Genomic DNA, 20767 nt, shown 5'->3' with positions numbered 1-20767 from the left:
ACAAGCCCGATAGCGACGTATATTCCTTCTCATTCACGTTTTAAAATTCTAACTGCCGTGCCAATCGCCGCTTCATCTCCGCAACCACGCTCACCGGCTCCAAAACCTGCACCATCGGCCCGAAAGACAAAAGCTGAATCACGAGCTCCGTCAAATCACCACGAGGACAATAAATCTCGATTTCAAACACATTTGCGCGCGCCGTCCGAAACGCTTTCTTCTTATAATCCGCAAAATGAATCATCGCTCGGTCCACCGCATTCCGATGATCCACCACATGACACTTCACAATCACCATCTCCGCCTTATGTTCCGGCAATTCACCCTCGATCTGCGCACCCATCCGCACCTCCGCAAGCTTCGCCATGTTCAGTGTAAACGGCATTAAATCCGCCTTCCGAAAACAAAGCAAGCGAAACTTATCATTCTTCTGCGAAAACTCCAAACGCACCGGCAAAAACGTCCCCGTCAACACCCTACCTTCCTGCACCTGATACACCAGTTCCAACTCCCGCTTCCCATAAAGCGCATCCAATACAACACCAAACCGCGTCCGATACCCCGGCTCCAAATACATATCCCCTCCCAAAAACCCATCAAAACACCAAATCGTATCCACATCAAACAGCACATCATAGTCCACCAGTTCCCGCTCCAACTCCGCAAGCACATCATCCGTCAAAAACAAACCCATCCGCGGATCCCGCAAAACCGTCTTCAACCACCGTTTCAAAAGAGACCCTTGCACCGGCAACCAATTCCGCTTCAAAATCGAATCATACACCGCCTCATCAGACCTCTCCACCAACAGATGCCAATTCTCCGTCAGCTGCGGCAACAAATGCAAGCCACTCTCATCAAATCCAAGTTCCCGCACAATCTCCGCACAGTCCTGCTTCGTCAATCCGCGCTTTTGCGATAAGATTTCCAGTACCACACGATAATACGTCCCATACATCTCATTAAATATCTCCAACCGTCGTCCCCTCCTCAAAATAGAGCCGATACATGTCCGCAAGCTCCGCGTAAAATTGCCGTTCCCAAGTCAAATCTCCCGAATCAAGAGCTATAATCCGCCCCACAAATGTCCGCAAAAACGGCTTCATCCCATTCAAATCATACGTCGAAATCGCGAACACGAACCGCTCCCGAGTCACACGTGTCAGCGTCCCATGCCGCCCCTCCATTCGAATCCGCTCCAACAAATACGCTTCCCGTTCCTCATCAATGGCAAGCGTCACACGCAACTCATGTACCACACGCCGATCAAATCCCGCGCTCCACATGAATTTACGCACCTCATCAAAATGCTCCTTTTCCATCCCGAAATCCGTCGCGACCTCCGCCAACACCACACGTTCTATCTGATCCAACCGATGAAACGCAAAAAACTGACCCCGCTTCGATTTCCCAACAACATATTGCCGTCCCGACTGCGCACTCGTAAGCAATTTTATCGGCAAAAATCGCAATTCCCGTTTCCGACCAAATCGCGCCATCACGACCCAGCGCTCCTCCCGAATCGCCAGCAACAAATCCAAGAAAACCTGCTCCTCCAGCGTATGCATCACGAAATAATGCTTATAACTAAACACCGATTCCCGTACCGTCTCCTGTTGCAACAAATAATGGCCCAACACCCCGAGCGGCGCCATTTCCTTAAAAAACTGCACCGCTTGCTTCATCCGGCGCCCCAACACCACACACGGCACACGCGAAAAATAAACCGCACGCCCACACGCTTCCCGTCGCAACACACCCAGCTCCACATACTCCGCCAATTTTTTTCGCAACGTTAGCGCTTCCACCAGAAACCCATCCTGAAAATGCACGAAATACTCCTCATCTATCCGCGCCAACACCTGATTCACCGACAATGACACGCCTTCCTGAAAAAGATCCATCAACACAAAATGCAGAAAAATATCGTTCTTCGTAAAACTCTTCGCCTGCCATACCGCGAACATCGGATTTTCCGTAATCTCATTCGGATCGATGAACAATCGTAACGCCCTGCCACTCGCCTGTTGCTCCACATCCACGTACTCCCGCAAATAACTCTCCACTCGTCGCCGCACATTATCATAACTTCGTCCACTTTTTTCCGTAAAATCCTCCCGTTGCTTAAATCCATACACATAAAATTCCCGAACATAATTTCGCAGCACCGCAAAATTTTTCACCAATTCATTAAATGACTTTGCCATCGTGTCCTCCGTTCGCACCTTTTTTTATAAGATAAACCCATCCGAATCCTCTATACTAAGACCATAAACTAGAAACGAGGAAATTACAATGTTCACTTACTATGAAAAAAACGAAACAGCAAAACCAATCAAAATCTGGCTTTCCGACCAATCAGCAATAGAAGACGGGTGCTTCGATCAAGCAAAAGCGATCGCCAACCTCCCGTTCGTCTTCAAATGGCTAGCACTCATGCCTGACACCCATCTCGGCGCAGGCATGCCGATTGGCGGGGTTCTCGCCACCAAAAACACGATCGTCCCGTATGCCGTTGGAATGGATATCGGATGCGGAATGTGTTACGTCCAAACCGATATCCATGAAAGCGAACTCACCAAGAACTTCATCCAAAGCATCGTTAACGAGACACTTTTCACGGTTCCCGTTGGCAAAGCCCGTCACCGCGCGCCGCAGAACTCCGCCGTCATCGACATGGCCCTAGCGCAAAAAGACCACTATGAACTACTATCCAACGCAGTGGAACTACTAGAAAACGCCTACTATCAGGTCGGCACACTCGGCGGCGGCAACCATTTCATCGAATTTCAAAAAGACGAAAACGGCTATCTCGGCATTATGCTCCATTCTGGAAGTCGCCATCTCGGCGCTCAAATTTGCCAAACTTTTCAAAAAATCGCCGTCACGTTGAACAAACAATGGTATAGCGACACACCCGAACAAAACAAGCTCGCCTTCTTGCCAACCAATTCACCAGAAGGAAAAGCCTACATCGAATGGATGAATCTCGCACTCGACTACGCTTATGAGAACCGCGAAGCTATGCTTGAAGCCACGATGACCATCTTCACCAAGCACAGCAACAAAAAACTCGGACGTACGCCGCAATTCACCGACAAAATCAATTGCCATCACAACTACGCCTCCTTTGAAAATCATTATGGCGAAAACGTCTGGGTTCACCGCAAAGGCGCCACGCGTGCGCGAGCTGGCGAACTCGGCATCATCCCCGGCGCGATGGGAGCAACAAGCTATCTCGTTCGCGGCCTCGGAAACCCCGAAAGTTTCCACTCCTCCTCGCACGGCGCCGGACGAAGCTTCTCCAGAACACGCGCCAAAAGCAATTTTCCGATGGAGGAAGTGTTGCAAGACCTGAACGAGCATAACATCAGTATCGGCAAGAAAAACCTCCAAGATGTCGCCGAAGAAAGCCGCTTTGCCTATAAAAATATCGACGAAGTCATGCAAAACCAAACCGATCTCGTCGAAACCATCAAGAAACTGACAACACTCGGCGTCGTCAAAGGATAATACAAAAAATAGTAGACAAGAACCTCGCTAAGCTTGGCGTTTCCTGCCTACTATTTTTGCGTCCTATCTTATTTCAGCAGATCGAATGGAACCAGGAAGAACATCCAAATATTGCATTTATTATGTGATCCTGTATACTTACATATATAGGGAGGTAGATAAAAAATGATAGAATTAGTTTTCATTTTCATTTTTCTTGGCATATTAACGTTTTTTGCGAAGAAGACCAGTTTCAAAAAAGGGATGCCCTTATTTTTAGCCATTGGAATGGTTGCTATTATTCTGGCTGGCTGTAGCGCAAGTGATGACGAGCTTACGAAAGAAGAGCCTACAGCTACACAAGAAAAAGCACCAAAACTTAGTATTAAATCTGAGGGTACTTTTCAATCGGACGAAAATGGAACCGTCACCATTTCTGGAAAAACAAAACCTACTGCGGAATTAACGCTTGTAGCAACTGGGCAGCCAAATCAGACGACCACATCCGATGCCAAAGGGAATTTTTCATTCGCGCTGACAGAGGTACCGAATGACGGGACGGCAACACTGACGACCACTTGGAAGAGCCAAAACGAAACGAAAAATATTACATACCAAGCTAATCCCGCTTACAAAGCCAAACTTGCCAAGATCGAACAAGAGAAACAAGTCGCAGAAGCCAAGCGTATCGAGGCCGAGAAGAAAGAACAAGAACGCCTTGCTACAGAAGCTGCGAAAGCGAAACGTGTGGAAGATGCGCGAATTGCCGAGGAAAATCGAAAAGCAGAGGCAAAACGTATAGCAGACCAACAAGCCGCTGCGCAAAAAGAAGCCGAACAGCGCAGGCAAGCCGCAACCGAACAACAGCCTGCCGATAATCAAGGCAAAATGGTGTACATTACCGCGACTGGAAAACGGTATCACTTCAATCAAAATTGCCGGGGTCTTAACAATTCCAACGGAGAAACACAAGTCACCTTGTCCGATGCACAATCGAGAGGCTTAACCAAATGCAAATTTGAATGACTAAAAGGCTAGTTCCGTGATCGTGGCAGAACTAGCCTTTGTCGTATACATTCCCCTAAATAGCCTTCGCTCAGTATTTATGATATAGTCGCAAGTATAGACTGTATAGTAAATATTTAGGAGGAACAAGATGTATTCAATTGGAGAAACTGCAAAATTGGTTGGACTAAGTACCTACACATTACGCTATTATGAAAAAGAAAAAATTATCACGCCTCTGCGAAATGCGAATGGTGAGCGAACGTTTGATGAGCAACACATTCAGTGGCTCCGTTTTGTGATTCGTCTGAAAGCAACACAGATGCCGATTGCCAAAATTCGCGAGTATACCGAATTATTTTTGGAAGGCGAGCATACGACAAGACAACGATTAGAATTATTGCAAAATCATCAAGTTTTGATCCAGAAGCAACTCGAGCGTTTGACGAGTGTGGAAAGCGAATTACAATATAAAATCGAGAATTATGAGAAAATCATAGCTTCTACGACAAAATAAAAAAGTTGAGCTTCCACAGGCTCAACTTTTTCGTGTTATTTCGCTAACGGATCTTCGCCAAAACGGTTAGGCCCACGATCCCCTGCTGTACAGTAAAAAACGAGCATGATGATCCAACCAACGAGTGGAATTAGTCCCAATAAAATGAACCAGCCACGCTTGTTTGTATCGTGCAAACGGCGAATGGCAAGACTCAGCATTGGAATAATGACGATCACCCCCAAAAGCCCGTCCACGTAATAAATAAACTCACTTGCATAACTAAAAATGCCCAATACAAAGAAAATAATCCATAGTGCTAACTGTGCAAACCAATACTCGGAACGGCTTGCTCTTCCACTGAAATTAACATAATTTCCCCAAAAGGCCTTAAATGCTTCTGAAAATCCCATTTTAAAACTCTCCTTTTTTGTTTACTAGGATTCATTCTACCATAGTTCAGTATACATTTGGGTAATTTTTGCTATTTTTCAATTTAAAATGCCAACGGACCGTTTGGAAATCGCCAATGAGTGCGGTTGGAATCTTGACTCCCGCGTACATTAGTTCATCTCCGCCGAAAACTTGCTCTGTTCCAATTAATTCGTAGTCCGCCGCTTCGTCCAATCCGGTCAATCGGATAGATTTCAGCGGTTTCGCCGGCGTCGCTAACACCTGAAAATAGAAAACATAAGCTTCCGATTTAGTCGCATCAACGAACATCCATGCCGTTTCATTTCCTTCAAAAGGGCTTTTTAGGCGGTAAAAATCACCGAATTGGATCAATGTCCGAATTTCTTTATAGGTTGCAATTTGCCGTTTCACTATTTTTTGCTCAGCGTCGGTCAATGTCGTTAGGTCGAGTTCATAACCAAGGTTCCCCGACATCGCCACGTTTCCGCGCATTTCAAGGGAAGTAATACGGCCGACTTGATGATTCGGTACGCTAGAAACATGCGATCCCATCGTTACAATCGGATAAACGAGACTCGTACCGTATTGAATTTTCAAGCGTTCCACAGCATCTGTATCGTCGCTCGTCCACGTTTGCGGCATGTAATAGAGCATACCTGGATCAAAACGACCGCCACCACCAGAACAACTTTCAAAAAGAATTTCCGGAAAACGCGTGGTAATCGCATCCATGACCTGATAAACGCCAAGTATGTGTCGATGAGCAATCTCCTGCTGCCGCTCTCGCGGAAAATGCTCCGAACCAACCTCCGTTAGATGCCGATTCATGTCCCACTTCACGTAAGCAACCGGAACTTCTGTCAAAATAGCTGCCATACGCCGCGTCATTTCCGCACAAACATCTGCTCTTGAAAAATCGAGAACTAGCTGGTTACGGCTTTCCGAACGCGCCCGGTTTGGCACATGAATACACCATTCTGGATGTTCTCGATACAGATCACTGTCCACCGAAACCATCTCTGGCTCGAACCATAAACCGAATTTCATGCCGAGTTTATTGACGTTTTCCGCAAGATTTTTCAAGCCGTTTGGTAGTTTTTCCTCATTTACAAACCAATCTCCAAGAGACGATTTATCCGAATTACGCTTACCAAACCAGCCATCATCCAGCACGAGCAGCTCCATTCCAAGCTTGCCGCCAACTTTTGCGATGTCCAAAATCTTTTCTTCAGTGAAGTCAAAATAAGTCGCTTCCCAATTGTTTACTAAAATAGGTCGCGTCTTGTCACGGTAAGCGCCTCGTAACAAATGTTTCTGGTAAAACCGATGGTACTGGCGCGACATGCCGCCAAGCCCTGAATCCGAGTAAACCATCACCACTTCTGGCGTCTGAAAAATAGCGCCTTGCTCCAATTTCCAATCAAAATTAAAGGAATGAATACCAAGTATGACCCGCGTCGTCGTAAACTGATCCACCTCAACAGACGCCTCAAAGTTTCCGCTATACACCAAGTTGAAACCGTAAACCTCACCGGCCTCCTCAGTCGTCTGCTTCCGAAGTAGCGCCACAAATGGATTTTGCTGATGACTACTACCTCCGCGAACACTATCCACACTCTGCATCCCGCGCCGCAACGATAACCGTTCCACATGCCGTTCTGCACCCCAAGCTCCCGGCAATGTCAGCAAATCGTAATCACTATCTTTGAAATCCACCGCCATGCTCGCCGCCTTCAAAATTTGCAAAGCATCCTGTCCGTCGTTAACAAAACGCGCCGACCGCGTAATCACGTTTTCCTCCTCAAAAACCGTATACTGCAAAATGACACGCAGTCCCAACACCGCGTCTATCATCGTAATCTCAAGCGTTTCGGCTTCAGCATCATCCGTTACATACGTCGCTGGTAAGCCGTCCAACCCCACTTTCCCAGAAAAAATACGATGGGAATCGTAGCGCAAATCCGAAATCGTTGTCCCATCCGCACCTTTCACCTGATACGCAGGTTTCCGAAAATCCGTATTGCCATATTGCGGATACTCCTGCGGCAACGAATCCAGCGAAAACGTCTCGTCCCCAATGCCAACACTCGGCGAGAAATCACGCTTAATGAACGTCAAACCATTGGAACCCGCGAATTCACGAATCCCTTTCCCATAATACAAATGCGCCAAATAGCCCTCACGCACCACGCCGAGCACATAGCTCACATCTTTTCCGCGTAAATGAAACACCCGCTGCGCCTCATCATAAAAAATTCCCATTTGCGCGCACCTCCATCATCCTTTTAAAATTTTCACATCACGCGCAGGCAACGTCATAAAGTCCGCGATCGCTTCGCCGCCAACCAGTTCCGCAAAAGTCCCACCAATCGGGAAAACTTGCGTCACATCTGTGTGATTCAAAAAGAAGTAATACGTCACGTCCCCTTTGCGGCGCACCGTCACTTCCACACCATCTGGCACAGCAAAAGCAGGCGCAATATCCGCCGCATCTAGACAATCTCGCAACAAGCGCTCCAAATAACCCGCATCCGGCTGCGTCCCGACATAATACGCCGTTCCCGCACCAAACTTGTTCACCGTCACAGCCGGCATATCCTTCATATACCCGTCCTTAAACGATGCAATCGCCTCCGCGCCACGCAAATGAATCACTTCCTCCCAAACCGCAATATCAAAATCACCATACTGCGTCTGAATCCCGTGCTTCACCCCACGTTTTAGCGGCGCAAATTCCTCCACATAAATGCCCAACACATCACGATACGCACCCGGATAACCGCCCAAATACACACGCTCATTCTCGTCCACGATACCACTAAAGAAGTTCGCCACAAAATGACCACCCGCCTGCACGTATTCCGTCACTTTCGCCGCAAAATCCTGCGAAGCCTGATAACTCGCTGGCGCAAACACCACTTTATACCCCGTCAAATCCTCACTCGGATGCACAAAATCAACCTGCACATTCAACCGATGCAACACCTTGTAATAAGCCAATAACTGGCGCATATACGTCACCAAATCAGACGGCTTCGAATCAAGCTCAAGCGCCCACCAATTTTCCCAATCAAAAATAATCGCGACTTGCGCATCAAACTCCGAACCAACGAGCTCGTCCAATCCACGCAACTCCTGCCCCAACTCCGCAACCTCTCTAAAATTACGGCTGTCCTCATCACCAGAATGCGGCACCATACCACTATGAAACTTCTCCGCGCCACCTTGAGAGGCCCGCCATTGGAAAAACATGATCCCGTCCGCACCATGCGCAATCGACTCATAACTCCACAACCGCATCACACCCGGAGTCTTCACCCCATTCTGACTCCGCCAATTCACCGCACTCGCCGCCTGCTCCATCAATAAAAACGGCTTTTTCTTCAAACTCCGCGTCAAATCATGCGCCATAAATTGCGCGTACGGAATCACGTCATGCGGATCAGGATACGCATCCCAAGACACCAAATCCATCTCCGGTGCCCATTTAAAACCATCAATCGGCTTATGCAGCCCCATCAAATTCGTCATAATCGGAACATCCGCCGAAAACTCCCGCAAAATATCCCGCTCCATTTTATACAAATCCAGCAACGAATCACTCATAAACCGCTTGAAATCCACCTGCTGATTCGGGTTCGCGTACGTCGGCGTCTTCCCAGGCAAGAAAATTTCCTCCCATTCATAATACCGCTGACTCCAAAAATCTGTCGACCAACTCACGTTCAACTGCTCCGTCGTGCCATACTTCGCCTTCAACCAACCCTGAAAATCAGTTTGGCACTTTTCACAATAACACTCGCCAATATGGCAACTATACTCGTTATTAATATGCCACATCACAAGCGCCGGATGATCATGGTACCGCTCCGCTACTTTCCGCGTCAACGCCCCCGCCAAACGCGCATAATCCACGCTATTCGGACAATAATGCTGTCTCGATCCTGGCAACAAACGCGTCCCATCCACATCCATCGGCAACGACTCCGGATACTTCCGCGCAATCCAAGCAGGCGGCGCCGCAGTCCCCGTCGCCAAATCCGCCCCGATACCATTTTCCACAAGCATGTTCATAATCTTATCGAGCGTCGTAAAATCATACGTCTCCTCATTCGGCTGCAACTTCGCCCAACTAAAAATATTGACGCTGACATAATTCACGCCCGCCTTCTTCATCAAACGCATATCCTCTAACCAAACCCGTTCATCCCACTGCTCCGGGTTATAATCCCCACCATAATAAAAATTCTGCTGTTCACGCAACATTCCCATAACCTCCTAAAATTACTTGAGCGCACTACCCAACATTCCTGAAATAAAGTGTTTTTGCAACATCAAGAAGAAAATAATGATCGGAATCGTCGCAAAAGTTATCCCCGTCATTACTTGTCCATAATCTGTAAACGACACGCCCATCAAGCTCGAAAGCGCAACCGGGAACGTGTACATCTCACTCGAAGTCGTCACAACGAGCGGCCACATAAAGTTATTCCACTGCGTCATAAACAAGAAAATCGACGTCGCGGCAAGCGCTGGTTTCATCGACGGCAACACAATCTGGAAGAAAATCCGATATTCCCCAGCCCCATCCAATCGCGCCGACTCCAACAATTCACTCGGAAACGCCATGAAATTTTGCCGCATTAAAAAGATCGCGAACGGATAGCAAAGTTGTGGCACAATCAACGCAAAGTACGTGTTCAACAACTCAAAATTCGACATCAATTTAAACAGCGGAATCACCGTTGCCTGCGACGGGATCATCATCGAAAGCATAAACAATAAGAAAATCAAATTCGCGCCACGGAATCGAAATTTGGCAAGCACATAAGCCGCGGCCGTACTAATCGCGAGTGCCAAAAGCACATAAGCCCCCGACACGAGCAGCGAGTTAAACAACACCCGATAAATCCCGATATTGTCGTTCAAATTCACCAAATTCGTAATAAATTCCTTACCTGGTAAAAGCGTAATCGGCTTCGAAAACATCTTGCTCGAATGGTTGGTCGCCCCAATCAACATCCAATAAAACGGAAAAATCGAAATGACCATAAAAATCGAGAGCAACACATATCTACCAATCGTTCTTCCCATCATTCTCTCACTCATTTTTTCTCAGCTCCCGTAAATTTAAATTGGATAAAGGACAGCACCGCAACGATAATCACGACAACGTACGCAACCGCCGACGCGTAACTAAAGTCAAAATACTTAAATCCGTTCTGGTAAATATACAAACCAAGCGTCATCGTCGAATCCGCCGGTCCACCTTTTGTTAAGTTGAAAGGCTCGTCAAACAATTGCAACGTCCCAATCGTCGACAGAATCGCCGTAAACAGAATTACCGGTTTCAACTGTGGAATCGTAATACTAAAGAACTGACGTATTTTCCCAGCGCCATCCATATCCGCCGCCTCATACGTGTCTTCTGGAATATTTTGCAACGCCGCCAAATAAATAACCATATTGTACCCCGTCCAACGCCAAATCATCGCTAAAATAATCGACACCTTCGACCAACTCGCCGAAGACAGCCAAGGAATCGGTCCAATCCCTATGTAAGACAACAGATTATTAATCAATCCCGAATCTTGCAACATAATCGAAAATAGCAACGAATACGCTACCAACGAAGTCACCGCCGGCAAATAAAACCCAACTCGAAAAAAGCCTTTCCATTTCAGCAACTTATTGTTCAGCACCGTCGCCAAAACAAGCCCCAAAAACAACATAATCGGCACTTGGAAAATGAAAATAATAAACGTATTTTTCAAAGCTTTCCAAAAGATCTCGTCATGCAATAACCTCTCATAATTCGCTAGGCCCGCAAACGACAATTCCCCACCATCACTCGTCTGGAAACTAAGCACAAACGACGAAATAATCGGATACAAAATAAAAACAACAAATAATAATACCGATGGCAAAATAAAAATATACGGAAACGCCTTACTTCTACTCATATTGCTCATTCTCCTATCACACAATGAGAAGGAACCGCAATCCCTCCCCATCTCTGTTTGTAACGCTTGCTTACTTTACTGTTGAATTCGGTTTGCTAAACTTTTCTTTGCAACCTCTAATGCATCTTTCACATCGCCGCCCTCAAGCACTTTTGATTGTGCCTTCACTGCTTCATCTTTTGCAATAGAGAAATTCCCTGTATAATTCGCCGGTTTAATTTCGTCCATTTGACCTGCAAACAACTGCCAAATATTATCTTGCGTGAAGTAATCGCCTGCGTTTTTGAACGTATCTGTTTCATATACCGTATTCAGCGATGGGAATAACCCACCTTCGCTCATCGCCAGCTCCTGCACATCATTGGAAGTACTAAAATACTTTAAGAACTTGTATGCTTCATCCGATTTCGCACTCGCTGTTGGAATCATGAAATTACTACCACCATTGTTGGCCGCATGACTTCCACCTTTTTCAACAGACGGAATCGGGAAAACACTCCATTTACCAGCTAAATCAGGCGCTTGTTGAATCAACGAACCTGAGAACCATGCTCCAGTTGGCGCCGTCACAACTTCTCCATTTGCAAGCGCGCTCACCCATGGATCCCAGCCAGACGTATTTTTCGAAATGCCAGCATCCTTGATTTTCTGAATCATGCTCATCGCTTTTACGGACTCGTCCGACGTAAACGCGATGTCCCCTTTATCATCAAAATAGAACGTGCCCAGCGTATTCAACATAATCCGATATTGACCATCATCATTGTTATAGTCCATGCCAATCATATCTTTACCTGTTTTTTGCTTAATAGTTTTACCTGCTGCAATGTAATCATCCCACGTTTGAATCGTTTTAGGATCTACGCCAGCTTCTTTGAAAATATCCGTACGATAGAAAACACCTGTCGGACCAGCATCAAACGGGAATCCATAGATTTTATCTTTTTTACTTAAAAGACTGATTTTATAATCGGGAAATTTACTTTTCTCATCATCAAATCCTTTATCAGACAAATTTACAAAAGCTTTCGGGAAGTTTTCTAAGTAACCTTGCACTTGATCATCCTCAATCAGTAGAATATCTGGCAAGCCCTTTCCCCCAGCTTGAAGGCCCGTCGTAATTTTTTGGTAGGCATCCGTGTTACTCATTTCGACAACCTTTAACTTGAACCCCTTATTATCCTTCTCGTATTCCTTGGCCGCTTCCTCTAATGCTTTCACATTCACATTCCAAGCCCAAGCCGTTAATTCTTTCTTGTTCTCATTCATGCTATCCTCGGAACCACTTCCACAAGCTGTTAAAGCGAGCATGGCTACCATACTAACCATCAACAAAATCGCAAAACGTTTCTTCATTCCTTACCCCTCCATTTTTGTAATCGCTAACATTTCATTCGTTTGTGAAAAGATTTAATGTACTTCTCCAACAGAATATCAAGTTTTTAGTTAAAAGTCAATTATTTTTACCTTTTGTTTACTAAAAACAACAAAAAACCGATAAAATCAGCTTAATACCTGACCTCATCGGAATTTTACATTATTATTTGGAACTCTCTCTTGTAATTAAGTCCGTTTCTAAAATCGTGCGCTTGGCAATTTTGCGTCCATTCATCCGCTCATACAACATGTCCATACCTTCCTCACCCATGAACTCGGTGTAAACACGAATCGTGCTAAGCGCTGGCGAAACATACTGCGAGACACTGATATCATTGAAACCAACAAGGCTCACACGCCCAGGAACCGGAATATGATGCTCCGCAAGGGCCCGCATACAACCGATCGCCATCGGATCATTCGCCACAAAAAAAGCAGTCGGCAAATCGTCCCCCAGTTGCTGAATCGCTTGCTTCATCTGCTCATAACCCGATGGTACATCAAAGCGCCCACCGACCACAAACATATTCCGTTTCTCATACAATCCTCGCTCTTTCATATACGCAACATAGGCGACAGAACGCGGGTCATTCATATCACCATCTATTTCACTACGCTCCTCCGCCCCAATAAAACCAATGTTCGTATGCCCCCCTTGAATAAAGTAATCAATCACATCACGCGTCGACTGCCTGAAATCAATCACAACCGAATCATATTTATTCAGCCGATAATCTGTATCCACAAAACAAATATTTGTATGGATCGCCTGCAACTGTTCCACTTGCTGCCACGTGAATTTTCCGATGGCCAAAATCCCATCAATCGTGGCCGACGTAATCTTCCCTAGTTCATATAACGTCGAAATCTCAATCCCATGATCCCGCGCACGATTCTCCGCCCCAATCCGAATCGACATATAGTAAATATCATTAAGCTCTTCCTCTTCCGTATTCCACTGCACAATCGCAATCTTACCAACTTTTTTCGTCGATTTCTGTTTATGCTTCGTATAGTCCAAACTCTCTGCAATTTCAAAAATTTTGCGCCGTGTTTCTTCCGAAGCAGAGAGCGTTTCATCATAATTTAGCACCCGAGAAACCGTTGCTATCGAAACCCCGGCCAATTTTGCAATATCTGTCATCGTCGCCATTTTATCACCTTTTAAAAGTATTTAATAGCCTTATTATAGAGCTAAAGTAAAAAAACCGCCAGACAAAACAGTAAAATACCCAACTTTTTTTATTTGTTTTACTAAAAACCCGACTCTGGGATAGAATCGGGCCAAATAAATTATTTTAAATCATCTAATTCGCGATACGCTTCCATGTATTTTCCACTATCAGCGACTTCTGCATGATACAACGCCTTCAATGCAAAACTTTTCTCTAAATCATGTTCCACCATCAATTGCTTCAGTTTCTGCTGTAATCGCACATCTTCTCTCACTAGTTGTTTCATCTGTGATTTTATATATCTCATTTCTCCACCTCCAATTAAAAAGCGCCTACCTAAAATAAGTAAGCGCCTTTCGAATTACAGAAAAAATCAAAGCTTCTTCACAAACTCCGATTTTAATTTCATTGGTCCAAAACCATCAATTTTGCAGTCGATATCGTGATCACCGTCGACTAAGCGAATGTTTTTTACTTTTGTTCCAATTTTGACCACGGATGAACTTCCTTTTACTTTCAAGTCCTTAATTACCGTGATAGAATCGCCATCTGTTAAAACATTCCCGTTAGAATCGCGGACAACCTTCGCGTCATCACTTGCTTCAGCCGCCTCAGCAGACCACTCGTGACCACACTCTGGACAAATAAATAGACCGCGATCTTCGTACGTGTATTCTGAATTACATTCTGGGCATTTTGGCAAATCAGCCATATTTTAGTTCCTCCATTTCGATTTTATACTTCTATTATAGTACAAAATCGTGAGGAACTCCATGCCGCGGCGATTTCTTTCTTCAACTCGTTCAAAATAATATCGCAAGTTGGCTAATTCGATGTCGTACGTCATTCAAAAAACGCCGCGTCTGGCATTCCATCATCTACTCTTTAATCGATCTAAACAAGGTCTGGGACAACCTAATCCTTATTTTCTATTCATTCTGGACCAGCCTGCAAGAAGTAAGGCGCCCATCATCATAAACAAGATCGACTCTGATTGGTTATCACCTGTTTCAGGAAGTTTAGTGTCTTTTGAAGGCGTCATTGGTCGTTTACTTGGATGAGTCGCTTTATTGTCTTTTTTATGGTCCTCTTTGTGCTCGACTGGTGGCAATTTTGTAGGTGTTTTTTGATTAGCGAATTGTAGTTGAATCGCTGTTGGTTTACCTTCCGCCTCTGCTGTAACCGTGAACGGAATCGGTGTAGCCTTTTTCTCATAACCGTTTGGTGCCTGGGTTTCTGTGAAGTAGTAATCACCTGGTGCTAGCTCGCCTACTTTTATTTCGCCACCTGAAGCGGAGGTGAGATTCGTTGCAATCACTTGTTTTTTGTCGTCGAGTAAATCGAATGTCGCGCCTGCTAGCGGATTCTTGAAATCATCCGTTTTCTTCAGAACGACAGAGCCTTGATAATTGATGAAATCGCCGAGCTGAACGACTTCTGGCGCTCCTAACAAATCACGCTTAATTGTAAAATTCATCGGCGCTGTATTTAGAATATAACCATGTGGCGCCTCCGTTTCAATGAGTTGATATTCACCAGGATGGAGGTTAGCCAACGTGACACCACCATCTTCTCCCGAAATTATGTCCGTTTGTAGCGTTTCTCCAGTCGTCCGATTGATGAGCTTAAATTTCGCGTCTGCCAAACCGTGATGCGTTTCATCCGTTTTGCGAAACTCGATTTTACCTTGATAATTCGTAATATGACCTGTATCCATCAAATCTAGATTTCCTGGGTACGTATCTAAAATCGTAAAATAAATCGGATTGGTGTTGATAATATAGCCGTGTGGCGCTTTTGTTTCGGCGATTTTGTAGTAGCCTGGCGCCAAATCGCCGTAATCCACGCGACCATCGGAGGCTGCAACTGGCTTCCCAACCACTTTTCCATCGATATCATAAATCGTAAATTCAGCGCCCGCCAAGGCCTCTTCGTCCTCACCTTGCTTCACCAATGCCACTTTCCCTTTAAAATTCGTAAAATTACCTAAGTCTACTGTGGTAGGCACGTCCGGCGCTGATTCTGGAATCTCGAATGCGATCGGATAGCTATTCAAAATGTAACCCCTCGGCGCCTTTACTTCGACTAATGTGTACTGACCCGGCGCAATATCTGTCGCAGCAACGAGCCCGTCCTCACCTGTCGCTATCGTCTTCACTGTGTCGCCATCCTCGTTCCGCAGCTCGAATACCGCACCTGACAAGGGCTCATTATCACTATTTACTTTTCGCAATTCAAAACGACCTTGGTAATCCGTGAATGTTTTTTGAACCGCCTCTAGTTTTCCGTGTGCTTTATCTGCAATCGTGAATGCCACTGGCGTCGTGTTCACCAAATATCCAGTCGGTGCGCTCACCTCTACAAATTGGTACGCTCCCGGCGCTAAATCGCGTGCATGGATTTCCCCAGCCTCATTCGTTACTAAATTCTCTCGTACAATTACACCATTTTCATCCACCACTTTGAAAACCGCACCTGCTAGTAAATCACCGCTATCATTCTTTTTCACGAGCGTCGCGCTACCTTGATAGTTCGTAAAATTAGCTAATGTTTTCACCGCTGGCTTTCCTTCCAATGCAGTAGCAATCACAAACTCGAGTGACTTCGTATTTAACGTGTAACCCGTTGGCGCCTTCGTTTCCATAACTGTGTATACACCTGGTGCTAAACCTGTCGCGCTCACCTGACCAGATTCGTCCGATTTCATTATCTGAAGCACCGTTCCCGACTGATCTTTCAACTCAAACTCAGCTCCAGCAAGCGCCCGACCAGTCTCGTCCTGCTTCATAAACGCGATACTACCTTGATAATTCACAAAAGGACCTACCGTCACATCCGCAATTTGACCATTACTATCTTCTGCGACGACAAACGGAATCGGCTCCGAATTAATGATAAACCCTTGCGGCGCCTCCGTTTCAATCATTCGATAATTCGCCGGGAGCAAGCCATCAATAACAAGTTTGCCATCAGTGCCCGTTTTGAAAGTCTCCTCCGAACGAATATCCAACCAGTCCGTCCCAACTTGCCATTGTAGCTTGAACACCGCTCCCGACAAGGCTTGGCCCGCCTCATCCTGCTTCACAAGCGTCACCTTATTCGGCGTATTGACAATTTCTTGCACCATATCCGCTCGGCTCGTCGCCCTAGAAATCGTCACCTTCTTGCCTTGCGCCAGCTCATCAGAAACTGTGTATCCCGCCGGTGCCTTCACTTCTTTTAAAACGTATGTCCCATATGGCAAATTACCAAACGTCAGTTTACCATTTCCATCCACTACGCCATCACGCATTACGACACGATTATTTTTGTCCAAAAGTTGGAACTCGGCGTCACGTAATACCTGACCATTTCCATCGACCTTTTGGAAAGAAATACTGCCCTTCGTTCCAACCGCCGTACCGCCGCCGTCAGAAACAATAACATCAAGTTCCGTACCGTCCCCGCCAGTTACTTCCTCCTCATGATTCCCGGTGATTTTGACATTGTTAGAAACCTTATCTCGGCTCCCCGTCATGAGCACCATCGTGCGATACTGAATCACATAAGCCGCATCGATTTCACCGATAAAACGCACCTTCAGCTCCTGTTGCCCCGTCTCATTATCCGTCGTGAGCGTCACCGTATAATCCTCATCACGAATAAGCGTTTCGTGCGGATTCACACTCAGCGTCCCGTCCACACTCACCACCGTGCCATGCACCACAAGCGAATCCAGATCAATCGTCTGATTCGTCGATGGGCGATCCGTCACAACAACATCATCCATCTGCGAAAGACTCGGATTCACCGTCACCGACCAGTTCACAAAACCATCATCATCCTGCTCCCCAGATTTCAGCGCGAGCTTCCCGCCATGCTTCACCGACACATCCGCACTGAGCGTCCGATCCGGATACGAATCATTTTTGAAAACCGCGTCATTCTTATAATTCGCCGAAACCAGTTGCCCTTTCACACTCGTTTCAAATTCCACCAAATACTGCGCAACCTTCCCATCCGGAAAGTTCACCGTCAACGTCTCCTGATTTCGCTTCGACGGCTCATTAATCACAAAATCCGAATGATCCTCAATCTCCGCACCCTTCACAATCGAACCATCCGGATTCACCGAATAATGATAAATTTTGACAGAGTTCGGCACAAATTGCTGATTCCCTAAAATCGGGTCCACAATCTTGGCATTATCAAGCGGTTTACCATCATAATTAATCCCAATCGTCCAAGTAATCAGGCCAGACCTCGCGTTATACGCCCCCTGCTTAAAACCATTATATTTTGTCGGATTATTCGGATTAAAAATAACCTCATCATCACTCGTATGCGGTTTATCAAACTCGTCCAACCAAGTTCCCGTCGCACTATTTTTAAACGTCCCCGTTTCCGAACCATACCAACTCGCATTCGTATCAAATACCGTGTCATACGAAATCTTAAACTGGTGCTCCGTCTCCACCTTATAATCATTCAAAAACGCAATCTTAAAAATATTAGCCTGCTGATCGTATACAAATTCATAATCCGTACCCTCGACCAACGCACGCTCCCCGTCCACATCATAAATCTTTAGCGATTCTGGAAGTAGCTTCAGCCCATTACTCCATGTATCAGTAAGCTCCCAGTTCTTCATCACATAATGATTTTTATTGACATCAATCGTCCAAGAAGCTCTCTTATTTTCATAATCTACCGAAGCAAGTTTTTTAACGAGATTTTGTTGATATAATGTACCCGAAGAACCACCAGTCTGCCCTGTATCTATGTCTACCCGATTCGAAACATTTATATTTTCATCTACCGTACCAGAAATCCCTGTTTTATATTTAATTTTCACTGCACTATCCACATCATGCAAAAAGCGGATTTCAAAACCAGTTGCGGTTTTCACAAGCTCATAATCTACACCCACAACAAGCAGCGCACCCTGCATCTCTCTTCCATCTTGGTCAAAAGTGACGGTATGCAATTTCGCCGAAGTATCAATCAAAATCATTCTATCTGAGCCAAAAGTATCCTTGATCACCGCATCCTTTTGCGCAATATGTTTTTCACCATAATTATATTTAACCGTCCATTCAAAGGTTTGCTTATCCGAATCATAGTTAGTGGAAGACTTCGTGAGTATTTTGCCATATGACGCATCCACAGTAGCAGACGCCGTCAAACCTTCCGGATCATCATCGCTCGACAAGGTCGCTTTATTTTTAAACGAAACTGTGCCACCATCCAGTGATTTTTGATCCTCATTAATCAATGTATTGTATATCAAGCGATACGCATGATTAATCGGATCTGTGAATGTCACGTTCCCATCCTGATCCACCACATATCCCGTCGTAACCAACTTCTCACTTTCCGCCACAACATTCCCGTGCAAATCAACATCCATCTGATAAACCTGCACAGACTCGTACGTCAAACCTTCCGGAAACGCCTCTGTCACACGCGCATTCAGCAGCTTATCAAGACTTTTATTCACATCCACATGCCAGATCACCCGATTCGGATTCTGCACCTTATCAAAATAACCACCCTTATCAATTGTCGATCCCGGCTTTGGCTTAATCATAACCTCCGTCGACGGCAAATTCACTTCATCCGGAATCTTAATGATCATGTCGCCCGGCCCATCAATCCCATTCTCATTGAACCCTGCGTTAAAGTTAAGCGTTCCTCTAACCTCGGAACTCCCCTTCACCGCATCTGTAAACGTGATCGTCACCGTTCCATCCATATTCACCTTTGCCGATCCATACTCACCTAAATTAATAATCATATTTTTAGAAATTTTTATGTTATCTGGCAACTTAAACGTATAAAAATCCCCTTCGTTCACTAGCGCGCCAACATCATCCATTATTTTCCAATCAAATGAAAATAGAATAGAATCCTCCACAGTCGGCTCTGTCACAACATTCCCGTCCGGATCTTTATACGTTACAACCATATCAGCTAAAATCGAGCGCTCCGTCTCCCGATATCCAAGCGCAGCAAAAATATCCTTCAGATCTTGCGGTCCTTCCCTTACAAGCGGTGCCACCAAAGTAGCATTAGATTTTTCTGGAACTTTCCGCTCCACTTCCGGCTTCGACATCTCTTTCGAAATCGTCCTTATTCCATCCGAAAAAGTCACCGTTCCCGTTTTTGCGTCTCCCAGTAATTCACCATTTACTTGAAAATTAAAAATAGTATCTACCTGAGCTGGAATCAAAAAACTAATCGTATTATTTTTCACATCGTAATTCCCGATAACCTTCTGTTCCCCATCCAAAACCACACGATTCTCAAATGCTGAAACAAGCACATTTTCAGAAACCTTGATCGTCCCAAGTATCTCCTTATCCGAGTGATTCACTACACGTCCATCGAGTTTATATGTAGCCGCTCCATTTGTGTCATTATTCACAACAGTGTTCAATAGCGTAACGCCGTCTACCTCTTTTGTATCTTCAGTTGCCTGTGCCGTAACCAATTGCGGTAAAATCATTTGCAGTATCAAAAGAAGCGCCGCGAAAAGACTAAATACCCTTTTCATCATCGTTCTCCCTCCAATGAAACAATCTTTCCTAAAACACATGACCAAGCTTAATCAATAACACCTCAACCCGCATGAACAAAGAAAACATTGCACCTCATTATTCACAATATCGCAAGTTTACACTGAAACCTTCTTAAAAACTAGAGGTAAATCACAAAATGATGATTTAGTAACATTTTTCAATCATATATAACTTTTATTGAATTTCTGTCACATTTTCGCCACATTTAGCCGTTCACCTATACAAAAAATCCATTGTATCCGCTTTCTCAGAAATTATTTTTCACTAAATTAGGTATTTAGAATC

15 protein-coding genes are annotated in these 20767 nt (G+C 45.2%); 3 read left to right on the top strand and 12 right to left on the bottom strand.

Annotated elements, in window-relative coordinates; translation table 11 throughout:
* Positions 1–40 precede the first annotated feature (40 nt).
* Positions 41–976 carry a WCX domain-containing protein gene (locus HCJ54_RS11825; protein ID WP_187137784.1) on the bottom strand — a complete coding sequence of 312 codons (936 nt, stop codon included), beginning with the start codon at positions 974–976 and terminating at the stop codon, positions 41–43.
* Positions 963–2207, bottom strand: coding sequence for a WYL domain-containing protein (locus HCJ54_RS11820; RefSeq protein WP_187137783.1), 1245 nt, complete (start codon positions 2205–2207; stop codon positions 963–965). Before HCJ54_RS11820 ends, HCJ54_RS11825 begins: the two co-directional genes overlap by 14 nt.
* A gap of 88 nt (positions 2208–2295) precedes the next feature.
* On the opposite strand from HCJ54_RS11820, the gene HCJ54_RS11815 reads away from it, so the two are divergent.
* The 3 genes from HCJ54_RS11815 to HCJ54_RS11805 all read left to right on the top strand — a co-directional run bounded on the left by HCJ54_RS11815 (position 2296) and on the right by HCJ54_RS11805 (position 5014).
* Positions 2296–3513 (top strand): RtcB family protein, encoded by a 1218-nt coding sequence (locus HCJ54_RS11815; RefSeq protein ID WP_187137782.1) that lies wholly within the window; start codon positions 2296–2298, stop codon positions 3511–3513.
* 165 nt (positions 3514–3678) lie between these two features.
* On the top strand, positions 3679–4518 hold the full coding sequence (locus HCJ54_RS11810) for a hypothetical protein (RefSeq protein ID WP_187137781.1): 840 nt from the start codon (positions 3679–3681) through the stop codon (positions 4516–4518).
* Between the two features lie 130 nt (positions 4519–4648).
* Positions 4649–5014 carry a MerR family transcriptional regulator gene (locus tag HCJ54_RS11805; RefSeq protein ID WP_187137780.1) on the top strand — a complete coding sequence of 122 codons (366 nt, stop codon included), beginning with the start codon at positions 4649–4651 and terminating at the stop codon, positions 5012–5014.
* A 35-nt stretch (positions 5015–5049) separates the two neighbouring features.
* Here the strand turns inward: HCJ54_RS11805 and HCJ54_RS11800 are convergent, their stop codons facing one another.
* From HCJ54_RS11800 to HCJ54_RS11755, 10 genes are all read right to left on the bottom strand, one after another.
* A complete protein-coding gene (locus HCJ54_RS11800; protein WP_187137779.1) occupies positions 5050–5406 on the bottom strand; it encodes a DUF805 domain-containing protein in 357 nt (118 codons plus the stop codon).
* Positions 5407–5452: 46 nt separating this feature from the next.
* The gene (locus HCJ54_RS11795; RefSeq protein ID WP_187137778.1) at positions 5453–7669 is read right to left on the bottom strand and encodes an alpha-galactosidase; all 2217 of its coding nucleotides are present in this window, start codon (positions 7667–7669) and stop codon (positions 5453–5455) included.
* Positions 7670–7684: 15 nt separating this feature from the next.
* Positions 7685–9673 carry a beta-galactosidase gene (locus HCJ54_RS11790; RefSeq protein ID WP_187137777.1) on the bottom strand — a complete coding sequence of 663 codons (1989 nt, stop codon included), beginning with the start codon at positions 9671–9673 and terminating at the stop codon, positions 7685–7687.
* 18 nt (positions 9674–9691) lie between these two features.
* Positions 9692–10516, bottom strand: a complete 825-nt coding sequence (locus HCJ54_RS11785; RefSeq protein WP_052164990.1) for a carbohydrate ABC transporter permease — start codon at positions 10514–10516, stop codon at positions 9692–9694.
* Positions 10513–11370 (bottom strand): carbohydrate ABC transporter permease, encoded by an 858-nt coding sequence (locus HCJ54_RS11780; protein ID WP_036078035.1) that lies wholly within the window; start codon positions 11368–11370, stop codon positions 10513–10515. Before HCJ54_RS11780 ends, HCJ54_RS11785 begins: the two co-directional genes overlap by 4 nt.
* A gap of 75 nt (positions 11371–11445) precedes the next feature.
* The gene (locus HCJ54_RS11775; protein ID WP_187137776.1) at positions 11446–12726 is read right to left on the bottom strand and encodes an ABC transporter substrate-binding protein; all 1281 of its coding nucleotides are present in this window, start codon (positions 12724–12726) and stop codon (positions 11446–11448) included.
* 184 nt (positions 12727–12910) lie between these two features.
* On the bottom strand, positions 12911–13900 hold the full coding sequence (locus HCJ54_RS11770) for a LacI family DNA-binding transcriptional regulator (protein WP_187137775.1): 990 nt from the start codon (positions 13898–13900) through the stop codon (positions 12911–12913).
* Positions 13901–14040: 140 nt separating this feature from the next.
* Complete coding sequence (locus tag HCJ54_RS11765; protein WP_036066009.1) at positions 14041–14229, bottom strand: hypothetical protein; 189 nt, start codon at positions 14227–14229, stop codon at positions 14041–14043.
* A 66-nt stretch (positions 14230–14295) separates the two neighbouring features.
* On the bottom strand, positions 14296–14634 hold the full coding sequence (locus tag HCJ54_RS11760) for a zinc ribbon domain-containing protein YjdM (RefSeq protein ID WP_036066010.1): 339 nt from the start codon (positions 14632–14634) through the stop codon (positions 14296–14298).
* Between the two features lie 210 nt (positions 14635–14844).
* Complete coding sequence (locus HCJ54_RS11755) at positions 14845–20460, bottom strand: SpaA isopeptide-forming pilin-related protein (protein WP_187137774.1); 5616 nt, start codon at positions 20458–20460, stop codon at positions 14845–14847.
* Between the last annotated feature and the right edge of the window lie 307 nt (positions 20461–20767).

This window comes from Listeria grandensis (assembly GCF_014322885.1).
Taxonomy (GTDB): Bacteria; Bacillota; Bacilli; order Lactobacillales; family Listeriaceae; genus Listeria_A; species Listeria_A grandensis.
This window is presented reverse-complemented; position numbering and strand designations above follow the sequence as displayed.